Origin of the sequence: Streptomyces sp. NPDC093089 (assembly GCF_044754405.1) — a bacterium.
In the GTDB taxonomy this organism is placed as follows: domain Bacteria; phylum Actinomycetota; class Actinomycetes; order Streptomycetales; family Streptomycetaceae; genus Streptomyces.
Genome location: NZ_JBIVPA010000019.1, coordinates 111,414 through 133,902, shown reverse-complemented (window position 1 = coordinate 133,902; position 22,489 = coordinate 111,414). Strand labels below are relative to the sequence as shown.

The window sequence follows — 22,489 nt, the reverse complement described above, 5'->3', positions numbered from 1 at the left end:
CCGCGCCCCCCCCCCCCGCCCCCACCCTCCTCGCGCCTGGGGTGTCCCACCCCCCCCCCCCCCCCCGCGGCGCCCCCCCCCCCCCCCCCCCCCCCCCCCACCACCGGTGTCTCCGCTTACGTTCTTCCCGCTGCGAGTCGCCGGACCAACGGTGGCCGCCGTCAAGGGAGATCGGGGGTGCACTCATGCGGATCGGACTGCTCACGGAAGGCGGCTACCCGTACGCCACCGGCGAGTCCGCACCCTGGTGCGACCGACTCGTACGCGGGCTCGGGCAGCACCGGTTCGACCTCTACGCCCTCGGCCGCCCCGGCACCCCGCTACCGCTCCCCCCGAACGCCCGCGTCGTGCGCACCGCCGACCCGGAGGGCCCCGACCAGGACGGCACGCCGAAGAACCGCCTCGAACGCGCCGCCTTCTGCGACGGCCGCGCCACCCGCCGGGCCTACGGCCGGCGCGAACGGCGCCGCTTCACCGAGGCCTTCCACGCCCTCGCCACCGGCCTCTGCCGCGAGATCGAGGTCGACGTCGAGGCCGCGACCGATCCCGGCGCGGCCCGGTTCGCCGACGGGCTCTACGCGCTCGCCGAACTCGCCCGCGAGCGCGGCGGACTACCCGGCGCGCTCCGCTCCGACGACGCCGTCCGCGCGCTGGAGACCGCCTGCCGCGCGCCCGGCGCACGCCGGGGCGCGGCGGCTGCCGGACTCCGCGACCACCTCGCCTTCGCCGACCACCTGGAGCGGGCCCTGCGCCCCCTCTCCTTCGACTGGTACACCGAGGACGCGCTCGGCGCGGCCGACCTCTGCCACGCCGCCGCCGGCGGCACCACCGCCCTCCCCGGCCTGCTGGCCAAACGCTTCTTCGGGACCCCGCTCCTCGTCACCGAGTACGGCGTCGGGCTCCGCGCCCACTACCTCTCGACCGCGGGCGCCGACCGCTCCGCCCCCCTGCGCGCGCTGCTCGCCGCCCTCCACGGACGGCTCGCCGCCGAGACGTACCGGCAGGCCTCCCTCCTCACCCCCGGCAACGCGCACGCCCGCCGCTGGCAGGAGAAGTGCGGCGCCGACCGGAACCGCATCCGCACCGTCCACCCCGGCATGGCCGCCGACCGCTTCGCCGAGATCGGCGAGGACGAGGAGAGCGGCGACCCCGCCACCCTGGTCTGGGTCGGCCGCGTCGAACCCGCCAAGGACCTCATCGCCCTCCTGCACGCCTTCGCGGAGATCCGGGCCCGGCAGCCCGACGCCCGGCTGCGGATCGTCGCCGTGCCCGAGCGCGAGCCGGGCGGCGGCGCGTACCGCGCGCACTGCAAGGGGCTCGCGGCCCAGCTCTTCCCCGACGAGGCCGCCGGCGCGCACGCCGTCGGCGAGAACCCCGTCACCTTCGAGGAACTCGGCGGCCCCGAGGCGCCCACCCTGGAGGACACCTACGCCTCCGGCGCGGTCGTCGTCCTCTCCAGCGTCGTCGAGGGCTTCCCGGCCAGCCTCGTCGAGGCCATGTTCTGCGCGCGCGCCACCGTCTCCACCGACGTCGGCGCGGTCGTCGAGATCATCGGCGGCACCGGCCTCGTCGTCCCCCCGCGCAACCCCCGGGCGCTCGCCGACGCCTGCCTCGCGCTGCTCCGCGACCCCGAGCGCCGCCACCGGCTCGGCGCCGCGGCCCGCGCCCGTGCGCTCGAACTCTTCACCGTCGAGCAGAACCTCGCCGCGTTCCGCGACATCTACCTCGAACTCCTCTCCCACGCGCCCGTGCGCCACCGCCCCGGGGACGGCGTGCCCTTCGCCCACCCCGCCGAGGCCCATGTGCCGGGCAGCTGGAAGCAGAAGGCCGTGCCCACGGGCTCAGGAGGCCCCGATGCCTGAAGGAGGCACTCCCATGCGCGGCCCCGCCGCCCCGACGAGCCCCGGAGCCTGGGACGCCCGCTCCGAGGCCCTCCTCGGCACGCCCGCCCCGACCCCCGACCCCGCCCCGTCGCCCGGCCTCGACCTGCGCGCCCCCGAGGGCACCGCGCCCTCCACGGAGGAGCGCGAGGCCTACGAAGCCCCCGCGGACCACGCCGACCACACGGACCGCGAGGGCCGGAGCATCGCCGCCGACCCCGCCCACCCGGCGGACCCTGCGGAATCCGCAGACCCCGTTGACCCCGTGGGCGCCCCGCCGTCCGGGATAGCCGCGGCCCCGGAAGCGACCCTGACGCCGCTCCCGGAGCCTGGCCCCGACCTGCCCGGCGCCCCGGTGCGGGGCGTCGCGTGGAGAGGGGAGCCGCAGGCCGGGGCGGCCCGGGACGGACGGGCCGCGGCCCCCCGCCCGCGGCGGGGGAACGCCGACCCCGTCAAAGTGCTGATGCACCGCCACCGGGAGCTCTGCGAGCGGGCCGTGGACCCGCTGGAGGTCGCCGCCGGCCTGGAGGCGCAGGGGTTCACGGACCGGACCGCCGCGCGGTTCCGGCACCGGGACGTGTTCTCGCTCGCCGAGGAGTTGTACGCGCGCGTGCCGCGCGGACCCGAGAAGGCCGCGCCCGCGCCGGACCCCGAACCGGCCCGCGCCCCCTGGGCGCTCGCCGTGCTCGCCCCCGGGGCCGTCGCCGGGCTCGCGGGCCTGGGCCTGACGTTCGCCTACGGGCCCGCGCGGATCGCCGTCGGGGCGGCCGCCGCGCTCGCGCTCGGCGGGGCGCTGCTGCTCGCCGTACGGCAGGGCCCGTTCCGGGTGCCCGACGGCGGAGCCGTACCCGCCGCCCGGCTCTGGACCCTCTGGCTCCTGGCGTACGCGGTCGGCGGCGACGGACTCCTCCGGCAGGTGCTCAGCGGAGGCCCCGACGGAGCCTGGGACCTCGCCCCCGGCCCCGTCCTCGGGCTCGCCCTGGCCGTGGCACCCGCCGCCTGGTGCGCGCACCTCTTCGCGCGCCGGGCCCGCCGCCGGATCGCCGACAGCCGGGGCCTGGCCGACTTCGCCGCCGCCACCAGGCCGCTGCTCCTCGCCACCGTCACCGTCCAACTGCTCGCCGTCGCCGCCCTGCTCGGCGCCACCGCGTTCAGCCCCGGCGCCCTCGCCCTCGGCGCGCTCCTGCTGCTCGCCCGGCTGCTCACCGTGCACGGCTTCCCCGACACCGCCTCCACGGCCCTCGCCGCCGCCTGCGCCGCCGAGGCCCTCGCCCTCGCGAGCGTCCTCGCCGCGCGGGTCCCGCTGCCCGGCATCGACGGACTCGGCGCCCCCGTGCGCGCCGTCGTCGACGCCTGGGGCGCCGGGGCCGTGCCCACCCTCGTCTGCGGTGCCGCCGCGCTCGGGCTGCTGGCCCACGCGACCGGCGCCCTCACCCGGGCCTCGGCCCACGCCACCCCATGAGTTCGGCACCCGCGGAGCCGACGCCGCGGGCGCGCCCCGTCACCTCTCTCATCACCTCGCAAGGAGACCGAAGACCATGACCCCTCGATCCCAAGGACCGGCCGGTCGGCACGTAGGGGCCGCACGATGAGGGTGCTACTGCTCGGAGCCAACGGCTTCATCGGCCGCTTCGTCGCCGACCGGCTGCTCGCCGACCCGGCCGTCCACCTCACCGCCCTCGGCCGGGGCGACGACGCCGACGTCCGCTTCGACCTCGCCTCCGGCAGCCCCGGCGCGCTGACCCGCTTCCTGGACGCCGTCCACCCGGGCGTCGTCGTCAACTGCGCGGGCGCCACCCGCGGCGGCGCCCGCGAGCTGACCCGGCACAACACGGTCGCCGTCGCCACCGTCTGCGAGGCCCTGCGCCGCAGCGGCTGCGGTGCCCGTCTCGTCCAGGTCGGCTGCGCCTCGGAGTACGGGCCGAGCCAGCCCGGTTCCTCCACCGCCGAGGACGCCGTGCCCCGCCCCGGCGGCCCGTACGGGGTGTCGAAGCTGGCCGCCACCGAACTCGTCCTCGGCTCCGGCCTCGACGCCGTCGTCCTGCGGGTGTTCTCGCCCGTCGGCCCCGGCACGCCCGCCGGCTCCCCGCTCGGCCGGCTCGCCGAGGCGATGCGCCGGGCGATGCAGGCCGGGGACGGCGAGCTGAAGCTCAGCGGCCTCGGCGTGCAGCGCGACTTCGTCGACGTGCGGGACGTGGCGCGGGCCGTGCACGCGGCCTCGCTCTCCGCCGCCCAGGGCGTCGTCAACATCGGCACCGGCCGCGCGGTCCGGCTCCGGGACGCCGCCGCCGTCCTCGCCCGGGTCGCGGGCTACTCCGGCAACCTGCACGAGCTGGACGCCCCGCACGGCCTGGCGCAGCGCCCGATGATCGGCGCCCCCCGCACCGAGGGGACCATCGCCGAGCAGCTGGCCTCCTCGCCCTACCCGTACCCCGACGGCTGCGGCACCTGGCAGCAGGCCGACGTCCGCACCGCACGCGACCGGCTCGGCTGGCGGCCCCGGATCAATCTGGAGGAGTCGCTCGCCGACATCTGGATGGAGGCGGCGTGTCGCATCTGACGACCACCGCCACGGGGGCCGTCCAGGCGCTCGGCGTGGGCGTCCCCGGCTACGCCCACCCGCTGCTCGCCCCGGTCGAGTGGGCCGAGCTCACCCGCCCGGGGACCCCGGTCCACTGGGCGGTGCTCAACGTGGCGGAGGGCCCGGGGAGCCGGCCCGACCCGCACTGCCTGGAGGCGGCCGGGAAGCTCCGGAACGCGGGGGTCAGGGTCCTCGGGCACCTGGACGCGGCCCACGGCCGCCGGCCCTTCGGGGAGATGGTCTCCGACGCCCACCGCTTCCTCGACTGGTACAAGGTGGACGGCTTCTACCTGGACCGCGCCCCCGCCGACCGGGCCGACCTGGCCGGGACGAGGCGGGTCACGGCGGCCCTGGAGGCGGTCCTCGGCGGCGAGGCGCACCTCGTCCTCGGCCACGGCACCCACCCGCATCCGGGCTACGCCGAGGTCGCCGACCAGCTGGTGACCTTCTCCGGCTCCTGGGTGGACTACCGCTGGTCGCAGGTGGCGGAGTGGACCGCCGACTACGCGGAGGCGAAGTTCGTCCACCTCGTGCACGGGGTCCCGCGCACCCACCTCGACGAGGCCCTCCGGGTCGCGCGCTGGCAGGGGGCGGGGACGATCTTCTTCACCGACCGCCCAGGGGGCCCGGGACAAACCGCGCCATTCCACTCGCTGCCCGGCTACTGGGACGAAATCGTCTCGCGGATCGGACCGGGTGTCTCGGAATGAGGAGGGGCGTGGCAGTGTTACGGGGAGAACAACCGTACTGACATACCGACAACCGGAGTCCCCGTGTCGCTGCCACCCCTGGTCGAGCCGGCTGCCGAGCTCACCGTAGACGAGGTCCGCAGGTACTCCCGCCACCTGATCATCCCGGACGTCGGGATGGACGGGCAGAAGCGGCTGAAGAACGCCAAGGTGCTGTGCGTCGGCGCCGGCGGCCTCGGCTCGCCGGCGCTGATGTACCTGGCCGCCGCCGGCGTGGGCACGCTCGGCATCGTGGAGTTCGACGAGGTCGACGAGTCGAACCTCCAGCGCCAGATCATCCACAGCCAGGCCGACATCGGCCGCTCCAAGGCCGCCTCGGCGCGCGACAGCGTGCTCGGCATCAACCCGTACGTGAACGTGATCCTCCACGAAGAGCGGCTCGAGGCCGAGAACGTGATGGAGATCTTCGGCCAGTACGACCTGATCGTCGACGGCACGGACAACTTCGCCACGCGCTACCTGGTGAACGACGCCTGCGTGCTGCTGAACAAGCCGTACGTGTGGGGCTCGATCTACCGCTTCGACGGCCAGGCCTCGGTCTTCTGGTCCGAGTACGGCCCCTGCTACCGCTGCCTCTACCCGGAGCCCCCGCCGCCGGGCATGGTCCCGTCCTGCGCCGAGGGCGGCGTCCTGGGCGTGCTGTGCGCGTCCATCGGCTCCATCCAGGTCACCGAGGCCATCAAGGTCCTGGCCGGCGTGGGCGACCCGCTGGTCGGCCGCCTGATGATCTACGACGCCCTGGAGATGCAGTACCGCCAGGTCAAGGTCCGCAAGGACCCCAACTGCGCGGTCTGCGGCGAGAACCCGACCGTCACCGAGCTCATCGACTACGAGGCCTTCTGCGGCGTCGTGTCCGAGGAGGCCCAGGAGGCGGCGCTCGGCTCGACGATCACTCCCAAGCAGCTCAAGGAGTGGATCGACGAGGGCGAGAACATCGACATCATCGACGTCCGCGAGCCGAACGAGTACGAGATCGTCTCGATCCCGGGCGCGCGCCTGATCCCGAAGAACGAGTTCCTGATGGGCACCGCCCTCCAGGACCTCCCGCAGGACAAGCGGATCGTCCTGCACTGCAAGACGGGTGTCCGCAGTGCGGAAGTCCTCGCGGTGCTCAAGTCCGCGGGCTTCGCGGACGCGGTGCACGTCGGCGGCGGCGTGATCGGCTGGGTCCACCAGATCGAGCCCGAGAAGCCGGTCTACTAGTCACCGGCCGGACGACGGCGAACGGAAGGGCCCGGACCTCGTGACGAGGTCCGGGCCCTTCCGGCCGTTCAGCAGCTCGTGCCGTACGCCGGTACCTTCCCGTCCAGGAAGTACGCGTCGACCTTCCGCGTCACGCACGGCGAACCGCCGTAGGCCCCGTGCCCCTCGCCCTTGTTGGTGACCAGGATCCCGACACCGGCCCCGAGCTCCTTCGCCATCTTCTCCGCGCCCTCGTACGGCGTGGCCGGGTCGCCCGTCGTGCCGACGACCAGGATCGGGGCCGCGCCCGGGGCACTCGCCTCCGGCGTCCGCCGCTCGCCCTCCACCGGCCACTGCGCGCACCAGCCCGCCGTGTCCCAGGCGAGGAACGCGCCGAAGACGGGGGAGAGCCGGCGGAACTCCGGCAGCAGCGCCTTCGCCTGCGCGGCGGTCGGCCGCTCGCTGGAGTCCGCGCAGGAGATCGCCCGCTGGGAGTGCGACTGGGTGGCGTAGTGGCCCTTCGCGTCCCGGTCGTTGTAGAAGTCGGCCAGGTTCAGCAGGGCGCTCCCGTCGCCGCGCTCGGCCGCGGCGAGCGCCTGGGTCAGCAGCGGCCAGTTGGCCTTCCCGTACAGCGTGACCGCGATGCCCGTGAGGGCCAGGCCCTCGGTGAGCCGGCGCCCGCCGACGGGCAGCGGCTCCCGGTCCAGCTTCCGCAGCAGGCGGGCGATCCGCTCGGTCCCGGCCTTCGGGTCCTCGCCGGTGCTCTTCAGGTAGTTGTCCAGGGCCCGCTGGAAGCCGATCGTCTGGTTGCGGGCGTGCCCGGCGGTGTCGGCGGTCGGGTCGACGACGGCGTCGAGGACGATCCGGCCCACCCGCGCGGGGAACAGGTGCGCGTACGTGCCGCCGAGCTGGGTGCCGTACGAGATGCCGAAGTAGTGGAGCTTCTCGTCGCCGAGGACCTGCCGCAGCAGGTCCATGTCGCGGGCGGTGGCGGTGGTCGTGGTGTGCGGCAGGACCTTCGCGGAGCGGCGGGCGCAGCCGGCGGCGAAGGCGGCGCCGTCCGCCAGGTAGGCGGCCTCCTCGGCGGGCGTGTCCGGGACGGGGTCGACGGAGGCCTCGGCCGCGGCCTGTTCGGCGTCGTCCCGGCAGACCACCCCGGCGCTGCGGCCCACACCCCGCGGGTCGAAGCCGACCAGGTCGTAGCCCTCGTTCAGGTTCCCGTACTCCTCGGCCGCCTGCGGCAGGATGTCGACGCCGGACGCGCCGGGCCCGCCGAAGTCGAAGAGGAGCGAGCCGATGCGGCCGCGCTTGTTCCGGGCCTCCTTGCGGATCAGCGCGACCGGGATCGTCTCCCCGTCGGGCTTCGCGTGGTCGAGCGGCACCTTCACCGTGGCGCAGCGCCAGTCCGCGCCGGGCCGCGGTCCGTTCTCCGGGGCCTCGCAGGACGTCCAGTCGGGGCGCTGGCCGGTGAGGGAGGCGGGGAGCGCGGGCGCGGTCGCCGGGTCCGCCGACGCGGCGCCGGAGGTGGTCGGCGGGGCCTTCGTCGTCCCGGTCGCGCCCCCGGTGCCCGTACATCCGGCGACGAGCACCCCCGTCACGGCCAGCACGGTCATGCGTACGCGTATGGACATGCGTTCCCCCAGGATCCCGGCAAGGCGGCCATCCTAGGCCGCCCGGGTGTCCCCCTCCCGGCGGCCCTCTCGCGGCGGCCTACTTGCAGACGGTCCCGGAGGCGGGCACCTTGCCGTCCAGGAGGTAGCCGTCCACCGCCTTCTTCACGCACGTGTCGCCGCCGTTGTAGGCGCCGTGGCCCTCGCCCTCGTACGTCAGCTCCACGCCGACGCCGTCGCCGAGCGCGTTCACCATCGACCGGGCGCCCTCGTACGGCGTGGCCGGGTCGCCGGTGGTGCCGACCACCAGGATCGGCGCCGAGCCCGGCGCGGACACGTCCGGGTGCTCCCACAGGCCGGGCACCGGCCACTGCGAGCAGCTCGCGAGCGCCCAGCCCATGAAGTCGCCGAAGACCGGGGAGGCCTCGCGGAACTGGGGGAGCCGCTCCTTGGCCTGCCCCAGCGTGTAGCGCTCCTTGAAGTCGACGCAGTTGATGGCGGCGTTGGCGGCCTGGATGTTGCTGTACGAGCCGTTCTGGCCGCGCCCGTTCATCGCGTCGGAGAGCGACAGGAGCAGCGCGCCGTCCCCGCCGTCGGCCGCGTCGAGCCCCTGCTCCAGGTACTGCCAGTACTCCTTCGAGTACAGCGACTGCGCGATGCCGTTGGTGGCCTGCGTCTGGGTGAGCTTCCGGTCGCCGATGCCGGGGATCGGCTCCTTGTCCAGCGACGCCAGGAGGTCCATGACGAACGCCTCGATCTCGGCGACCGTCGAGCCGGGCAGGGTGCAGGCGTCGCCGCGGTCGACGCAGTCCTGGGCGAAGTTGTCCAGGGCGAGCTGGAAGCCCTTCGCCTGGCCGAGGGCACCGTCCTCGACGCCCGCGTCCGGGTCCACCACGGCGTCGAAGACGGCCCGGCCGACGTTCTTCGGGAACAGGTGCGCGTACACGCCGCCCAGTTCGGTGCCGTACGAGATGCCGAAGTAGTGGAGCTTCTCGTCGCCGAGGACCTGGCGCATCAGGTCCATGTCCCGGGCGGCGTTCTCGGTGCCGACGTGCGGCAGCGCCGGGCCCGCGTCCTTGTCGCAGCCGGCCGCGTACTTCTTCTGCGCGTCCGACAGGGTCCGCTCCTCGGCCTCGTCGTCGGGCGTGAAGTCCAGGGCGTAGTAGGCGTCCAGCTCCTTGTCCGTGGCGCACTCGACCGGATCGCTGCGGCCCACCCCGCGCGGATCGAAGGACACCAGGTCGTAGCGGCCGCGCAGGGTCTCGTAGGTGGACGCGAAGCCCGGCAGCGCGGTGACCCCGGAGCCGCCGGGCCCGCCGAAGTTGAAGATCAGCGACCCGATCCGGTTCGCGGCGTCCCTGGCCCTGGCCCGGATGAGGGCGAGCTCGATCGTCTCGCCGTCCGGCACCGACCAGTCGAGCGGCGTCTGGAGGAAGGAGCACTCCCAGGTCGCACCGCCCGGCAGCGGCGAGGGCGCGGGCCCGCCGCCCTCGGCCGCCGACGGCGGCGGGCAGGGCGCCCACGACAGCTTCTGCGAGGTCAGCGCTGAGATCCCGGTGCCGCTCGGCTTCGTCGCGTCCGCCGTGCCGTCGCCCCCGTCCGAGCACCCGGCTGCGAGCAGCACGGTGGTGGCGGTGAGCAGGGCGGCGCGCTGGGCGGCGGAGATCGGCATACGCCCATCGTGGGCCGCCGCCCGCCCGCCCGCGCGGGACGGGGGGCCAACCGGGTGCCCCCGGAGGGGGTCCGCCTACAGCGCCTCGCGCTTCGTCAGCCAGTTGAAGCAGAGCCAGCCCGGCAGGACCGGGATCCACAGCGTGAGCAGGCGGTACAGGAGCACCGCCGGGGTCGCCACCTCCAGCGGCAGGCCCACCGCGACCAGACCGAAGGTGAGCGCGCCCTCCACGGCGCCGACACCGCCCGGCGTCGGCGCCGCCGAGCCCAGCGCGTTGCCCGCGAGGAAGACGACGGCCACGCTCGCGTAGCTGACCGACTGGTCGCCGTGGCTGAAGGCCCGGATCGACGCGTCCAGGCAGAGCACGAACAGGCCGGTGAGGAGCAGCATCCCCCCGATGCCGGTCGCCAGCTTCATCGGCCGCTGGAGCACGTCCAGCATGCGCGGCACCACGCCGGCGAACAGCGAGCGCAGCCGCGTCGACACGAACTTGCGCATGAACGGGATCGCCGTCACGACCAGCACCAGCACCGCGACCGTCAGCAGGCCGGCGATGACCGTCCTCGACGGGGTGAAGGACTGCGACTTCTCCGTCCCCGTCAGATAGCCGAAGGAGAGCAGCAGCAGGATGTGCGCCCCGAGCCCGAACAGCTGCGAGGCGCCGACGCTCGCCACCGCGAGCCCCGGCCGTACGCCCGAGCGCTGGAGGAAGCGGGTGTTCAGGGCGACACCGCCGACCGCCGCCGGGGCGACGATCTTCACGAACGAGCCGGCGACCTGCGCCACCACCGTCCGCCAGAACCCGACCCGCTCCGGCACGAAGCCCAGCAGGCTCATCGCCGCCGCCACGTAGCTCAGCGCCGAGAACAGCACCGCGGCCGCCACCCAGCGCCAGTCCGCCTCGCTGATCGTCGACAGCGGGGTCCGGGCGATCTGCGACAGCAGGAAGTACGCGGCGACCGCACCCGCGATCAGGCTGACCAGGGTCCGCGGCTTGATCCGCTCCAGGCGGACCGGCTCCACCGGGGCCTGCGGGCGGATCAGCAGCACCTGCTGCCGGATCTGGGCGAGCAGGTCCTCCTCGCGGGCCTCGTCGAGCGCCGTGTCGAGGGCCCGCTTCTCGGCCTTCTTGTCCGCTCTCTTCTCGGCCTTCGCCCCGGCCTTGATCCCGGCCTTCCGTTCCGCCGGCACGTCCTCCGGGTCCGCCGCGGCCGAGGCCTTCGCGAGCTCCCGCTCGTGCTTCGCCGCCTCGGAGGCCGCGAGCACCGCCTCCCGCTCCCGCGCCGACCGCTCGCGCGCCAGCCTCCGCAGCGTCGCGCGCGTGGAGCGGCTCAGCGCGATCGGCTGGAGCAGCGGCATGCAGGCCGCGACGGTGTCCGGGCCGAGGACCCCGACGGCCGCGGCGACCGCCCGCTCCGCCCCGACCCGCAGACCGAGCGTGGTGAGCAGCTGGGCGATGTCCATCCGCAGGACCAGGTCGCCGGCCGCGATCTCGCCGCCCCGCAGATCGGTGAGGATCACCTTGCCGGAACGATCCACCAGGATCGCGTCCCCGGTCAGCCTGCGGTGCGCGATCCGCCGCGACTGGAGCGCCCGGACCTGCCGCCACGCGCTGGTGACCAGCTCGTCGGTGATCTCGTCGTCGTCGAGCGAGTCCAGGCTCCGGCCGCCGATGTGCTCGTACACGAGCATCACCGCGTCCGGGCCGAGCTCCGAGGTGGCGATCAGCTTCGGCGCGTTCGCCCCGGCGGCGATGGCCGCGTACGCGAGCAGCGCCTCCTGCTCCAGCGCCTGGCGCAGCGAGACGATCGACCGGCGGGTGGTGATCGCCCGCAGGGTGATCCGCCGCCACGCGCGGTAGAAGAAGCCGTGCGCCTGCTGCTCCCGGTCGACGACGGTGACGTCCAGCGGCGGCCCGTCCTCCAGGGTCACGATGTACCGGCGGCCGCGGTCCCCGCTGTCCGCCGAGTCCGGCACACCTTCGGCGCGCAGCGCCGTCACCGGGCGGAAGCCGACCCGGCGCAGGCCGGCGAGGAGGGTCTGCCCGGTGGGCCGGACGTTGGGGGAGCCGACCGCGTAGAGCGTGCCGTACGCCACCGTCCAGCCGATCAGGACGGTCAGGATGATCGACAGGGCGGTGGTGTAGCCGGCCACCAGCATCGTGAACGCGTCGAGCAGCAGCACCACCCACAGCGACACCCGCCAGCGGGGCCTGCGGGCCATGCCGACGGCGGTCATGTACGCGATGACGGGGGCGAGGTAGTTGTGCACCGGGTCGGTGAGCCCGCCGCCGGACTGCGGCTGGGTCAGCGCGTCCTGGATGGTGCCGGGCGCGGCCTGGGCGACCCACAGGTCGGTGGCGAGGGTGACGCCGTGCGCGAGGACGGCGGCGAGCACGCCGTCCGCGATGCGCAACCCGTCCCGCTTGATGAGCCGCTCGATGGCGAAGGCGACGGGGACGAGCAGGACGGCGATGGACGAGACGAGGCCGGCGATCTTGACGAAGACGTCGGGGGCGCCGACGGCCCCCTTGTTGATGTCCTCTTCCAGGCCCGAGGTCGTGGCGTGGGCGAACGCCGCGATGGCGATGACGAGCCCGATGGCGAGCAGACCGACGAGCAGCCGCATCAGATCGGAGGGCCGGTGGACCCGGGCGGCGAGCAGCGGCTCGTCCCCGGAGACCCGCTCGGGCACGTCGGCCTCGCCCTCCTCAGGAGGCTGCGTGTCGTGCCCCATCACCCTGTCCGTCTCTTCGTACGCGTCGCGTCGATCACGTTCTTGTTCTCGTACTTGTCGCTCTTGATCTCGTATCACCAGTCACCGCCCGGACGATGGTGGCACGAAGAGCCGCCGCGCGGAGGCATCAGGGCCATGTCGGTGGGGTGAGGCAGGATGGGGCGGATGAGCATGGAGGAACCCGTGGGGGAGACCGGAGAACTGCCCGAGTACGCGGAGCGGGTGCTCGACGTCGCCGACGGGATCCCGCCGGGCCGGGTCATGACGTACGGCGACGTGGCCGAGTGGCTGGGCGAGGGCGGGCCGCGGCAGGTGGGCCGGGTGATGGCCCTCTACGGCGGCTCGGCACCGTGGTGGCGCGTGGTCCGGGCGGACGGCACCCTCCTCCCCGGCCACGAGCTGCGGGCCCTCGGCCACTACCGCGACGAGGGCACCCCGCTGCGCGCGGCCGGCCCCGCCTCCGAGGGGCACGTGCCCCGCATCGACATGCGGCGGGCACGCTGGGACGGCACCGCGGACCCGGCACCCGGCGACGGCGGGGACGCCGCCGGGGGCTCCGGCCGGGGTGCCGGAACTCACACCTGAGGGCGCGGGCCCGGAAGGCGCCGGTGAGGCGGCCCCGCCGGGGTGGAAGCGGTCCGGAGTACGGCTCGCCGCCGGCCCGCTTCGCGTAACGTCGACGTGCGCGACCCGCGGACCGGCCGCACGACCGGCTCCCGGGACGCCTCGGGCGGCGGCCTCCCGGCCTGCTCCCGGGACGACTCCCGCGCCGACCTCCCGGCCGGCGCCCGAGGCGCGCCCCGAGGCGGCGGCCACGGCACACGGCCGCCTCACCCGCACCACCACACCCACCAGGACCGGCGATCCACGTGAGCACCTCCTCCACCACCCGGCGTACGCCGCCGAACCAGGGACAGCCGTACCCGGGTTCGGGACGGCAGCGGACCCCGGGCGCGTACCGACTGGTGCGCACCACGCCGGCCCCGCTGGATCCCCCTCAGCTGGACGCAACCCAGCGGCAGGTGGTTGACCACCGCGGCGGACCTCTCCTCGTCCTCGCCGGACCCGGCACCGGCAAGACGACGACGCTGGTCGAAGCCGTCGCCGCCCGCATGGAAGCAGGCGCCGACCCCGAACGCCTCCTCGTCCTCACCTTCAGCCGCAAGGCCGCCGTCGAACTCCGCGACCGCATGGCCGCCCGCCTCGGCGGCCGCCGCCCGCCGCAGGCGACGACCTTCCACTCGTACTGCTACGCCCTGATCCGCGCCCACCAGGACGCCGAACTCTTCGCCGAACCGCTCCGGCTGCTCTCCGGACCCGAGCAGGACCTCGCCGTCCGCGAACTCCTCGCCGGCCACATCGACCTGGAGAAGGCCGGGCTCGGGAGCATCCGCTGGCCCGACGAACTCCGCGCCTGCCTCACCACCCGCGGCTTCGCCGACGAGGTGCGGGCCGTCCTCGCCCGCTCCCGCGAACTCGGCCTCGGCCCGGACGCCCTCGCCCGCTTCGCGGACCGGGTCGGCCGCCCCGACTGGAAGGCGGCCGCCGGCTTCCTCGCCGAGTACCTCGACGTCCTCGACCTCCAGGGCGTCCTCGACTACACCGAGCTCGTCCACCGGGCCGTCCTCCTCGCCGGCGACGTCACCCTGCCCGCGTACGACGCGATCTACGTCGACGAGTACCAGGACACCGACCCCGCCCAGGTCCGGCTCCTGCACGCGCTCGCCCGCGGCGGCCGGGGCGACGTCGTCGCCTTCGGCGACCCGGACCAGTCCATCTACGCCTTCCGCGGCGCCGACGTGAACGGCATCCTCGACTTCCCCGCAGCCTTCGGCGACGCCCCCGTCCGCGTCCTCGGCACCTCCCGCCGCTCCGGCGCCACGCTCCTCGCGGCGACCCGGCAGCTCGCCCTGCGCATGCCCATGCACCGGCTCCCCGCCGACAAGGTCCGCGCCCACCGCGACCTCAACCCCGTCAGGGACGGCGGCCGGGCCGAGGCGTACACCTACCCCACCGCCTCCGCGGAGGCCGAGAACATCGCCGACCTCCTCCGCCGCGCCCACCTCGAAGACGGCGTCCCCTGGCAGGACATGGCCGTCCTCACCCGCGCCGCCGCCCCCCTCCCCTCCCTCCGCCGCGCCCTCACCTCCGCCGGCGTCCCCGTCGAAACCGACGCCGCCGACACCCCCCTCCGCCACGAACCCGCCGTAGCCCCCCTCCTCCTCGCCCTCCGCACCGTCTCCTCCGACCCCCCACCGACAACCCCCCCCACCCCTGGGCCGGACCTCGCGGCGGACACCTCCGCCCCCGGGCCGGACCTCGTGGTGGACGCCCCCGCGCCCGGGTCGGACCAAGCGGTGGGCGAGGCCGCGCCCGAGTGCGACCCAGTGGTGGGCAATCGTCCGCCAGGGGCGGAACGGGCGGGCACCACGACCCACCGCGCCGCACCGCCGGCGCACCCCGCACCCCCCGCGCCCGAGGTCGACGTGCTCACCGCGCCCGAGGCCGACGTGCTCCCCGCGCCCGAGGCCGACGTGCTCCCCGCGCCCGACGCCGACGCGCCCATCGCCGCCGAGCCCGCACCCGACCCCCGCCCCGCCCCCGCCGCCCCGCCGACCGACACCCTCACCCCCACCTGGCTGCCCGTCGACACCGCCCTGGAACTCCTCGCCTCCCCCCTCGCCGGCATCGACCCCGCCGACCTCCGCCGCCTCGGCCGCGCCCTCCGCGACGAGCAGCGCGCCGCCGGCAACAAGATCCCGCCGCCCTCCGACGTCCTCCTCGCCCTCGCCCTCGCCGAGCCCGAGCGACTCGTCGCCCACGACCCCGCGTACGCCCGCGGCGCGAAGCGGCTCGGCGACCTGCTCCGGGAGACCCGCGCGCTGCTCGCCGCGGGCGGCACCGCGGAGGAGGCCCTGTGGGTGCTGTGGAACGGCACCCCGTGGCCCGGCCGCCTGGAGCGCGCCGCCCTCCGCGGCGGCCCCGCGGGACGCAACGCCGACCGGGACCTCGACGCCGTCTGCGCGCTCTTCGAGACGGCCGCCCGCGCCGAGGAGCGGGTCGGCGGCCGCGGCGTCCTCAACTTCCTGGAGGAGTTGGACGCCCAGGACATCGCCGCCGACACGCTGACCCGCCGGCACACCCGCCCGGACGCCGTCCGGCTCATGACCGCCCACCGTTCCAAGGGCCTCGAATGGGGCTTCGTCGTCGTCGCCGGCATGCAGGAGCGCCTCTGGCCCGACCTGCGCAGGCGCGGCTCCCTCCTGGAGGCGGACCGCATCGGACGCGACGGCCTCGCCGAACCCCTCACGCCGGGCGCGCTCCTCGCCGAGGAGCGGCGGCTCTTCTACGTGGCCGCCACGCGCGCGCGTGACCGGCTGGTCGTGACGGCGGTGAAGGCCGCGGCCGAGGACGGCGACCAGCCGTCCCGCTTCCTCACCGAGCTCGGCGCCGAGCCCAAGGACGTCCCCGGCCGCCCCCGCCGCCCGCTCGCGGTCTCCGCCCTGGTCGCCGAGCTGCGCGCCACCACCGTCGACCCGGACGCCTCGCCGGCCCTGCGGGAGGCGGCGGCCCACCGGCTCGCCGCCCTCGCCGCGCTCACCGACGAGGAGGGGCAGCCGCTGGTGCCGGCCGCGCACCCGGACCGCTGGTGGGGCCTGTTCGAGCCGACGCGCGGCCCGGAGCCGCTGCGCGAGCGCGACCGGCCCGTGGCGCTCTCGCCGAGCGCGCTGGAGAACCTGGTCGGCACCTGTTCCCTCCAGTGGTTCCTGGGCCGTGAGGTCAAGGCGGCGGCGCCCGCCACCGCCGCCCAGGGCTTCGGCAACGTCGTCCACGTCCTCGCCGACGAGGTCGCCTCCGGCCGTACGCCCGCCGACCTCGACGTCCTCATGGCCCGCCTCGACTCCGTCTGGGACGCCCTCGCCTTCGACGCGCCGTGGAAGTCGGCGCAGGAGAAGGGCCACGCGCGCGTGGCCCTGGAACGCTTCCTGCGCTGGCACGTCATGGACCGCGGCGGCCGCACCCCCGCCGCCTCCGAGCACGGCTTCGACGTGACCCTGGAGGCGGGGGAGTACGAGGTCCGCATCCGAGGCTCCATGGACCGGGTGGAGACCGACGAGCAGGGGCGCGCGTACGTCGTCGACTTCAAGACCGGCAAGTCGGCCCCGACGCGCGACGAGGTCGCCCACCACCCGCAGCTCGCCGTCTACCAGCTCGCGGTCCGCGAGGGCGCCCTCGACGAGGTCTTCGACGGCCGCCGCCCCGAGCCGGGCGGCGCCGAACTCGTCCAGCTGCGGCAGAGCGCCCCGCAGAAGGAGGGCGGCGACGCCCTGCCGAAGGTGCAGGCGCAGGAGCCCCTGGCCGGCGAGTGGGTCGGCGAGCTGCTCGCCACCGCGGCCGGCCGGGTCCTCGACGAGCGGTTCACCCCGAGCACCGGCCAGCACTGCACGACCTGCGCCTTCCGTGCCTCGTGCAGCGCCCTGCCGGAGGGCCGCCAGGTCGTCGACTGACACCCGCCCGACGCCTTGTGCGGAGCGTCACGTTCCTCTCCGTGCATCCTTTGTTCGGCCTCGCCCGTCAAAGTCTTCGCGACGTCCGCGTAAAGACGTCGTCAAGACAAGCTGTGAAAACGCCGTCGGAGACGGCTGTGAGGAGTACGCGCATGAGGGCCGACAGGAAGCTCTGGGCAGTGGCGACGGTCTGTGTGGCCGTGGTCGCGGGTGTCACGGGCTGTTCCAAGGGCGAGGAGAAGGCCGCCGACCCCTTCGCGGGACTCACGGCCGACGCGATAGCCGACAAGGCGGTCGAGACGACGAAGAAGGCCACCGCCTTCCGTATGCACGGCAGCGGCAAGACCGACGGCGAGGAGATGACCGTCGAGTTCTCCGTCGACGACAAGGGCAACTGCCAGGGCACCATGAAGGCAGACAAGGGCGGCAGCGCCGAGATCGTCGGCACCGGCGGCACCAGCTACATGAAGGGCGACGACGCCTTCTGGAAGTCCTCCGGCGGTGAGGAGGGCGCCTCCGCGGAGGAGTCCGACTCCATGTCCGCGATGCTCAAGGGCCGCTGGCTGGAGATGCCGGCCGAGAGCGGCGCGGGCGAGGGCGGCGCCGGCGCGTTCTGCGACCTGAAGCAGATCGTCAAGGACATGGACGAGGAGACGCCGCGCAAGGGCATGACCCGCGAGGCCGACGCCGACGTCGACGGCAAGCCCGCCGCCGTGCTCAGCAAGAAGGACAAGGCCGAGACCACGACCTTCTACGTCGCCAAGGACGCCGCCAAGCCGTACGTCCTGCGCGTCGTGACGACCGGTGGCGACGAGCCCGGCACCGTCGACCTGAGCGACTTCGACAAGCCGGTCACCGTCACGGTCCCGCCGGCCGACCAGACCGTGGACATGGCGGAGCTCATGAAGGGCGCCTCCTGACGCACCGCCCGCGCCCGTGACGGACGGCGAGCGCGCCCGTGCCCGCGGCGTACGGCCGGCCCGCGCCGTGACGTACGGCCGGCGCGCGCGCCCGTGACGCAGCCCGGCGCCCGCGTGCCCGTGACGTACGAGTAGCGGGCACGCGCGCGCGGGGCGACGCTGGTGGGACGGCCCGGGGGAATCAGCGAGGAGGCTCGCATGACGTCCCACTCCCACCGCAAGCTCCGCGCCGCGGCCGTCGTCTGCGCGGTCGCCGTCGTCGCGGGTCCCGCGCCGGCGGCGGCCTGGGCGGCGGCCGACGGCCCGCTGCGCGCCGCCGCCGTCGCGCCCTCCCCCGACCCCTTCACCGGCCTCACCGCCGACGAGATCGCCGACCGGGCCGTCACCGCGACCCAGTCCGCCACCTCGCTCCGCATGACCGGACGGGTCTCCACCGACGACCAGCCCGTCGACATCGACTTCGCCGTCAACGACCGCGACGAGTGCACCGGCCTGATGAAGATCAAGGGCGGCACCGCCGAACTCCGCAAGGTCGACGACATCACGTACATGAAGGGCGACGAGGCCTTCTGGCGGGCGTCCATGACCTCCCAGGGCATGCCCGAGGCGCAGATCGACGCCACGATCGAGCTGCTCAAGGGCCGCTGGCTGAAGATCGCCCCGGGACAGGCCGGCAGCGACGACCTCGGCAGCGTCTGCGACCTGAAGTCGCTCCTCGCCGACCTCGGCGAGGACAAGGACGAGCGCAGCGGAATGACCCGAGGCCCCGACGGCGAGGTCGACGGCACCCCCGTCGCCACCCTCGTGAAGCGGACCGGCGCCGAGACCACCACCGTCTCCGTCGCCCGGGAGGGCAAGCCGTACATCCTGAAGATGGTCAAGGCCGGCGGCGACGAGCCCGGCGCGATGGTCTTCTCCGACTACGACGAGCCGGTCGTCGTGAAGGTCCCGCCCGCCGACGAGACGGTGGACCTGACCAAGCTCGACCAGGGCACGCCCGCGTGACCCGCCCCTGATCCCCGACAACCGCAGGGGGAGCGGTGCCGGTCCGGAATGTCGGTCGGCCCCGCTAGCCTCTTCCGGGTGACCGCACGCATCACCGACCCCGAGCAGCTCAAGGAGCTGCTCGGCATCCCGTTCACCCCGGAGCAGACGGCCTGCATCACCGCGCCGCTCGCCCCGCAGGTCGTCGTGGCCGGAGCCGGCTCCGGCAAGACGACCGTGATGGCCGCCCGGGTGGTCTGGCTGGTCGGCACGGGCCAGGTAGCCCCCGAGCAGGTCCTCGGCCTCACCTTCACCAACAAGGCCGCCGGCGAACTCGCCGAGCGCGTCCGCACCGCCCTCGTCCGCGCCGGCGTCACCGACCCCGACGCCGCCGACCCGGCCCACCCGTCGCCCGGCCACCACCCCTCCGCGACGGCGGCTCCCGCCGACCCCTACTACCTTCCCGGCGAGCCCCGCGTCTCGACGTACCACGCCTTCGCCGGCCAGCTCCTCACCGACCACGGCCTCCGCATCGGCCTGGAGCCCACCTCCCGGCTCCTCGCCGACGCCACCCGCTACCAGCTCGCCGCGCGCGTGCTCCGCGAGGCCCCCGGCCCGTACCCGGCGCTCACCCGGTCCTTCCCGACCCTCGTCACCGACCTCCTCGCCCTCGACGCCGAACTGGCCGAGCACCTCGTGCCGACCGAGCGGCTCCACGCGTACGACTCCGAGCTGCTCACCGCCCTCGCCGGCGCCCGGCTCAGCAACGCCGAACTGCGCAAGGTCCCCGAGGCCGCCGCCGCCCGCCGCGAGCTCCTCGACCTCGTCGTCCGCTACCGGGCCGCCAAGCGCTCCCGCGACCTCCTCGACTTCGGCGACCAGATCGCCCGCTCCGCCGAGCTCGCCACCACCCGGCCCGAGGTCGGCGAGATCCTGCGCGGCGAGTTCCGGGTCGTCCTCCTCGACGAGTACCAGGACACCTCCGTCGCCCAGCGGCTCCTCCTCTCCGGACTCTTCGGCCAGGGCACCGCGGGCCGGCCCACCGGACACGCCGTCACCGCCGTCGGCGACCCCTGCCAGGCCATCTACGGCTGGCGCGGCGCGTCCGTCGCCAACCTGGACGACTTCCCCGAGCACTTCCCGCACGCCGACGGCCGCCCCGCCGACCGCTACTCCCTCTCCGAGAACCGGCGCAGCGGCGGCCGCCTCCTCGACCTGGCCAACGGGCTCGCCGCCCCCCTGCGCGCCATGCACGCGGGCGTGGAGGCGCTGCGCCCCGCACCGGGAGCCGAGCGGGACGGCAGCGTCCGCGTCGCCCTGCTCCCCACCCACGCCGAGGAGATCGACTGGCTGGCCGACTCCCTCGCCCACCTCGTGCGCACCGGCCGCGAGCCCGGCGAGATCGCCGTCCTGTGCCGTACGGCCGCCGACTTCCCGGCCATCCACGCGGCCCTCGTCGCCCGTGACGTGCCCGTCGAGGTCGTCGGCCTCTCCGGCCTCCTCCACCTGCCGGAGATCGCCGACCTCGTCGCCGTCTGCGAGGTCCTCCAGGACCCCGGGGCCAACGCCTCCCTGGTCCGCCTCCTCACCGGCCCCCGCTGGCGCATCGGCCCCCGCGACCTCGCCCTCCTCGGCCGCCGCGCCCGCCTCCTGGTCCACCGGGGCGGCGACGCCCCGGACCCCGAGCAGCGGCTCGCCGCCGCCGTCGAGGGCGTCGACCCGGCCGAGGTCGTCTCCCTCGCCGACGCCCTCGACACCTTCCTCGGCGCCGGCGGCGCCGAGGACGACGGCCTGGCGTTCTCCGCCGAGGCCCGGGTCCGCTTCGCGCGCCTCGCCACCGAGCTCCGCGCCCTGCGCACCTCGCTCGCCGACCCCCTCATGGACGTCCTGCACCGCGTCCTCACCGCCACCGGCCTGGAGGTCGAGCTCTCCGCCTCCCCGCACGCGCTGGCCGCCCGCCGCCGCGAGACCCTCGGCCAGTTCCTCGACCTCGCCGCCCGCTTCGCCTCCCTCGACGGCGAGGCCGGCCTGCTCGCCTTCCTCGGCTTCCTGCGCACGGCCGTCCAGTTCGAGAAGGGCCTCGACAGCGCCCTCCCCGGCGGCGAGAACACCGTCAAGGTCCTCACCGCCCACAAGTCCAAGGGCCTCGAATGGGACGTCGTCGCCGTGCCCGGCCTGGTCACCGGCCAGTTCCCCAGCGCCCGGGCCCGCGAGTCCTGGACCTCCCAGCCCCAGGTCCTCCCGCACGCCCTCCGCGGCGACGCGCCCACGCTGCCGCGGATCGACGCCTGGGACGCCAAGTCCCTCGCCTCCTTCAAGAACGAGATGCGGGACCACCAGCACACCGAGGAACTCCGCCTCGGCTACGTCACCTTCACCCGCCCCCGCTCGCTCCTCCTCGGCTCCGCCCACTGGTGGGGCCCCTCCCAGAAGAAGCCCCGCGGCCCCTCCGACTTCCTCCGCGCGCTGTACGACCACTGCGCCCTCGGTCACGGCGACATCGAGTCCTGGGCCGACGAACCGGCCCCCGACGCCCGGAACCCGACCCTCGCGGAACCGGACCAGGACCAGGCCTGGCCCCTCCCGCTGGACGCGGAGGCGTACGACCGTCGCCAGGAGGCGGCGGAGCTCGTCCGCGCCCGGTTGCGGGCGATCGTTCCGCAGGACGAGGCGGGCACCACCGGACGGGGTCCGGGGGAGGGCGGGCACCACCCCCCGCGCACGGCGACCGACCCCCGGGGCACGCACCCCCAGGACCCGGACCCCCAGGACCTCTGGCCGGAGGAGGACGAACCCGTCTGGGACGAGGACGAGGAGACCCTCCCCGAGGACACCCACGCGGACGCGGTCCCGGCCCCCAGGGACCCCGCGGGCACCCACGCGGTCCCGACACCCAGGGACCCCGGGACCGCGCCCTCGGCGCCGTACGAGGACTCTCCCGGACTCACCCCCGAGGACGCCCGGACCATCGCCTCCTGGGACCGCGACCTCGCCTCCCTCACCACCGAACTCCGCCGCGCCCGCGCCACCACCCGCGACGTCCTCCTGCCCGCGTACCTCTCCGCCTCCCAGGTCCTCCGGCTCGCCGAGGACCCGGACGGGTTCGCGCAGGAGCTGGCGCGCCCGATGCCGAAGGCGCCGCAGCCCGCGGCCCGCCGGGGCACCCGCTTCCACGCCTGGGTGGAGTCGCGCTTCGAGGAGCTGCCGCTGCCGTTCCTCGGCCCGGAGGACCTCCCCGGCGGCGAGGACTTCGCGGGCGAGCCCGAGATCCTGGACGAGCGGGACCTCGACGAACTCAAGGAGGCCTTCGCCCGCACCCCGTACGGCCACCGCACCCCGTACCGCGTCGAGGTCCCCGTGCACCTCTCGCTCGGCGGCCGGGTCGTCCGGGGCAGGATCGACGCCGTCTACCGGGACCCGGACACCGGCGCGTACGAGATCGTCGACTGGAAGACCAGCCGGCACCGCGCCGCCGATCCGCTCCAGCTCGCCCTCTACCGCCTCGCCTGGGCCGAGCAGCACGGCCTCGCGCCCGAGGAGGTGGCCGCCGCCTTCGTCTACGTCCGGACGGGCGAGGTGGCCCGTCCCACCCGCCTGCCGGGCCGGGCCGAGCTGGAGGCCATCCTGCTGGGCGGGGCACCCCCGGACGCCGGATAGGCTCGGAGGC

At 75.1% G+C, this 22,489-nt stretch carries 13 protein-coding genes; 10 read left to right on the top strand and 3 right to left on the bottom strand.

Annotated features, from left to right (window positions below):
- Positions 1–185: 185 nt before the first annotated feature.
- The 5 genes from ACIQFX_RS34770 (at position 186) to moeZ (ending at position 6,413) form a co-directional block, all read left to right on the top strand.
- Positions 186–1,862, top strand: a complete 1,677-nt coding sequence (locus ACIQFX_RS34770) for a glycosyltransferase (RefSeq protein ID WP_402471553.1) — start codon at positions 186–188, stop codon at positions 1,860–1,862.
- A gap of 13 nt (positions 1,863–1,875) precedes the next feature.
- Positions 1,876–3,342, top strand: a complete 1,467-nt coding sequence (locus tag ACIQFX_RS34765; protein WP_402471552.1) for a hypothetical protein — start codon at positions 1,876–1,878, stop codon at positions 3,340–3,342.
- 126 nt (positions 3,343–3,468) lie between these two features.
- Positions 3,469–4,440, top strand: coding sequence for an NAD-dependent epimerase/dehydratase family protein (locus ACIQFX_RS34760; RefSeq protein WP_402471550.1), 972 nt, complete (start codon positions 3,469–3,471; stop codon positions 4,438–4,440).
- On the top strand, positions 4,428–5,171 hold the full coding sequence (locus ACIQFX_RS34755) for a spherulation-specific family 4 protein (protein WP_402471547.1): 744 nt from the start codon (positions 4,428–4,430) through the stop codon (positions 5,169–5,171). The genes ACIQFX_RS34760 and ACIQFX_RS34755 overlap by 13 nt, the downstream gene beginning before the upstream one ends.
- A gap of 63 nt (positions 5,172–5,234) precedes the next feature.
- Entirely contained in the window at positions 5,235–6,413 is a 1,179-nt protein-coding gene (moeZ, locus tag ACIQFX_RS34750) for an adenylyltransferase/sulfurtransferase MoeZ (RefSeq protein ID WP_376490579.1), read from the top strand.
- 68 nt (positions 6,414–6,481) lie between these two features.
- On the opposite strand, the gene ACIQFX_RS34745 is transcribed toward moeZ, so the two are convergent.
- From ACIQFX_RS34745 to ACIQFX_RS34735, 3 genes are all read right to left on the bottom strand, one after another.
- Positions 6,482–8,023 (bottom strand): alpha/beta hydrolase, encoded by a 1,542-nt coding sequence (locus ACIQFX_RS34745; RefSeq protein WP_402471544.1) that lies wholly within the window; start codon positions 8,021–8,023, stop codon positions 6,482–6,484.
- 79 nt (positions 8,024–8,102) lie between these two features.
- Positions 8,103–9,674, bottom strand: coding sequence for an alpha/beta hydrolase (locus ACIQFX_RS34740; RefSeq protein WP_402471542.1), 1,572 nt, complete (start codon positions 9,672–9,674; stop codon positions 8,103–8,105).
- 75 nt (positions 9,675–9,749) lie between these two features.
- Complete coding sequence (locus ACIQFX_RS34735) at positions 9,750–12,410, bottom strand: flippase-like domain-containing protein (protein ID WP_402471539.1); 2,661 nt, start codon at positions 12,408–12,410, stop codon at positions 9,750–9,752.
- A 156-nt stretch (positions 12,411–12,566) separates the two neighbouring features.
- On the opposite strand from ACIQFX_RS34735, the gene ACIQFX_RS34730 reads away from it, so the two are divergent.
- The 5 genes from ACIQFX_RS34730 (at position 12,567) to ACIQFX_RS34710 (ending at position 22,479) form a co-directional block, all read left to right on the top strand.
- Positions 12,567–12,995, top strand: a complete 429-nt coding sequence (locus ACIQFX_RS34730; protein ID WP_402471537.1) for an MGMT family protein — start codon at positions 12,567–12,569, stop codon at positions 12,993–12,995.
- Positions 12,996–13,279: 284 nt separating this feature from the next.
- Entirely contained in the window at positions 13,280–16,918 is a 3,639-nt protein-coding gene (locus tag ACIQFX_RS34725) for an ATP-dependent helicase (RefSeq protein ID WP_402471534.1), read from the top strand.
- A gap of 152 nt (positions 16,919–17,070) precedes the next feature.
- A complete protein-coding gene (locus tag ACIQFX_RS34720; RefSeq protein ID WP_402471532.1) occupies positions 17,071–17,838 on the top strand; it encodes a hypothetical protein in 768 nt (255 codons plus the stop codon).
- Positions 17,839–18,036: 198 nt separating this feature from the next.
- On the top strand, positions 18,037–18,843 hold the full coding sequence (locus ACIQFX_RS34715) for a hypothetical protein (protein WP_402471530.1): 807 nt from the start codon (positions 18,037–18,039) through the stop codon (positions 18,841–18,843).
- Between the two features lie 78 nt (positions 18,844–18,921).
- Positions 18,922–22,479 (top strand): UvrD-helicase domain-containing protein, encoded by a 3,558-nt coding sequence (locus tag ACIQFX_RS34710; protein ID WP_402471528.1) that lies wholly within the window; start codon positions 18,922–18,924, stop codon positions 22,477–22,479.
- The last annotated feature ends 10 nt before the right edge of the window (positions 22,480–22,489 follow it).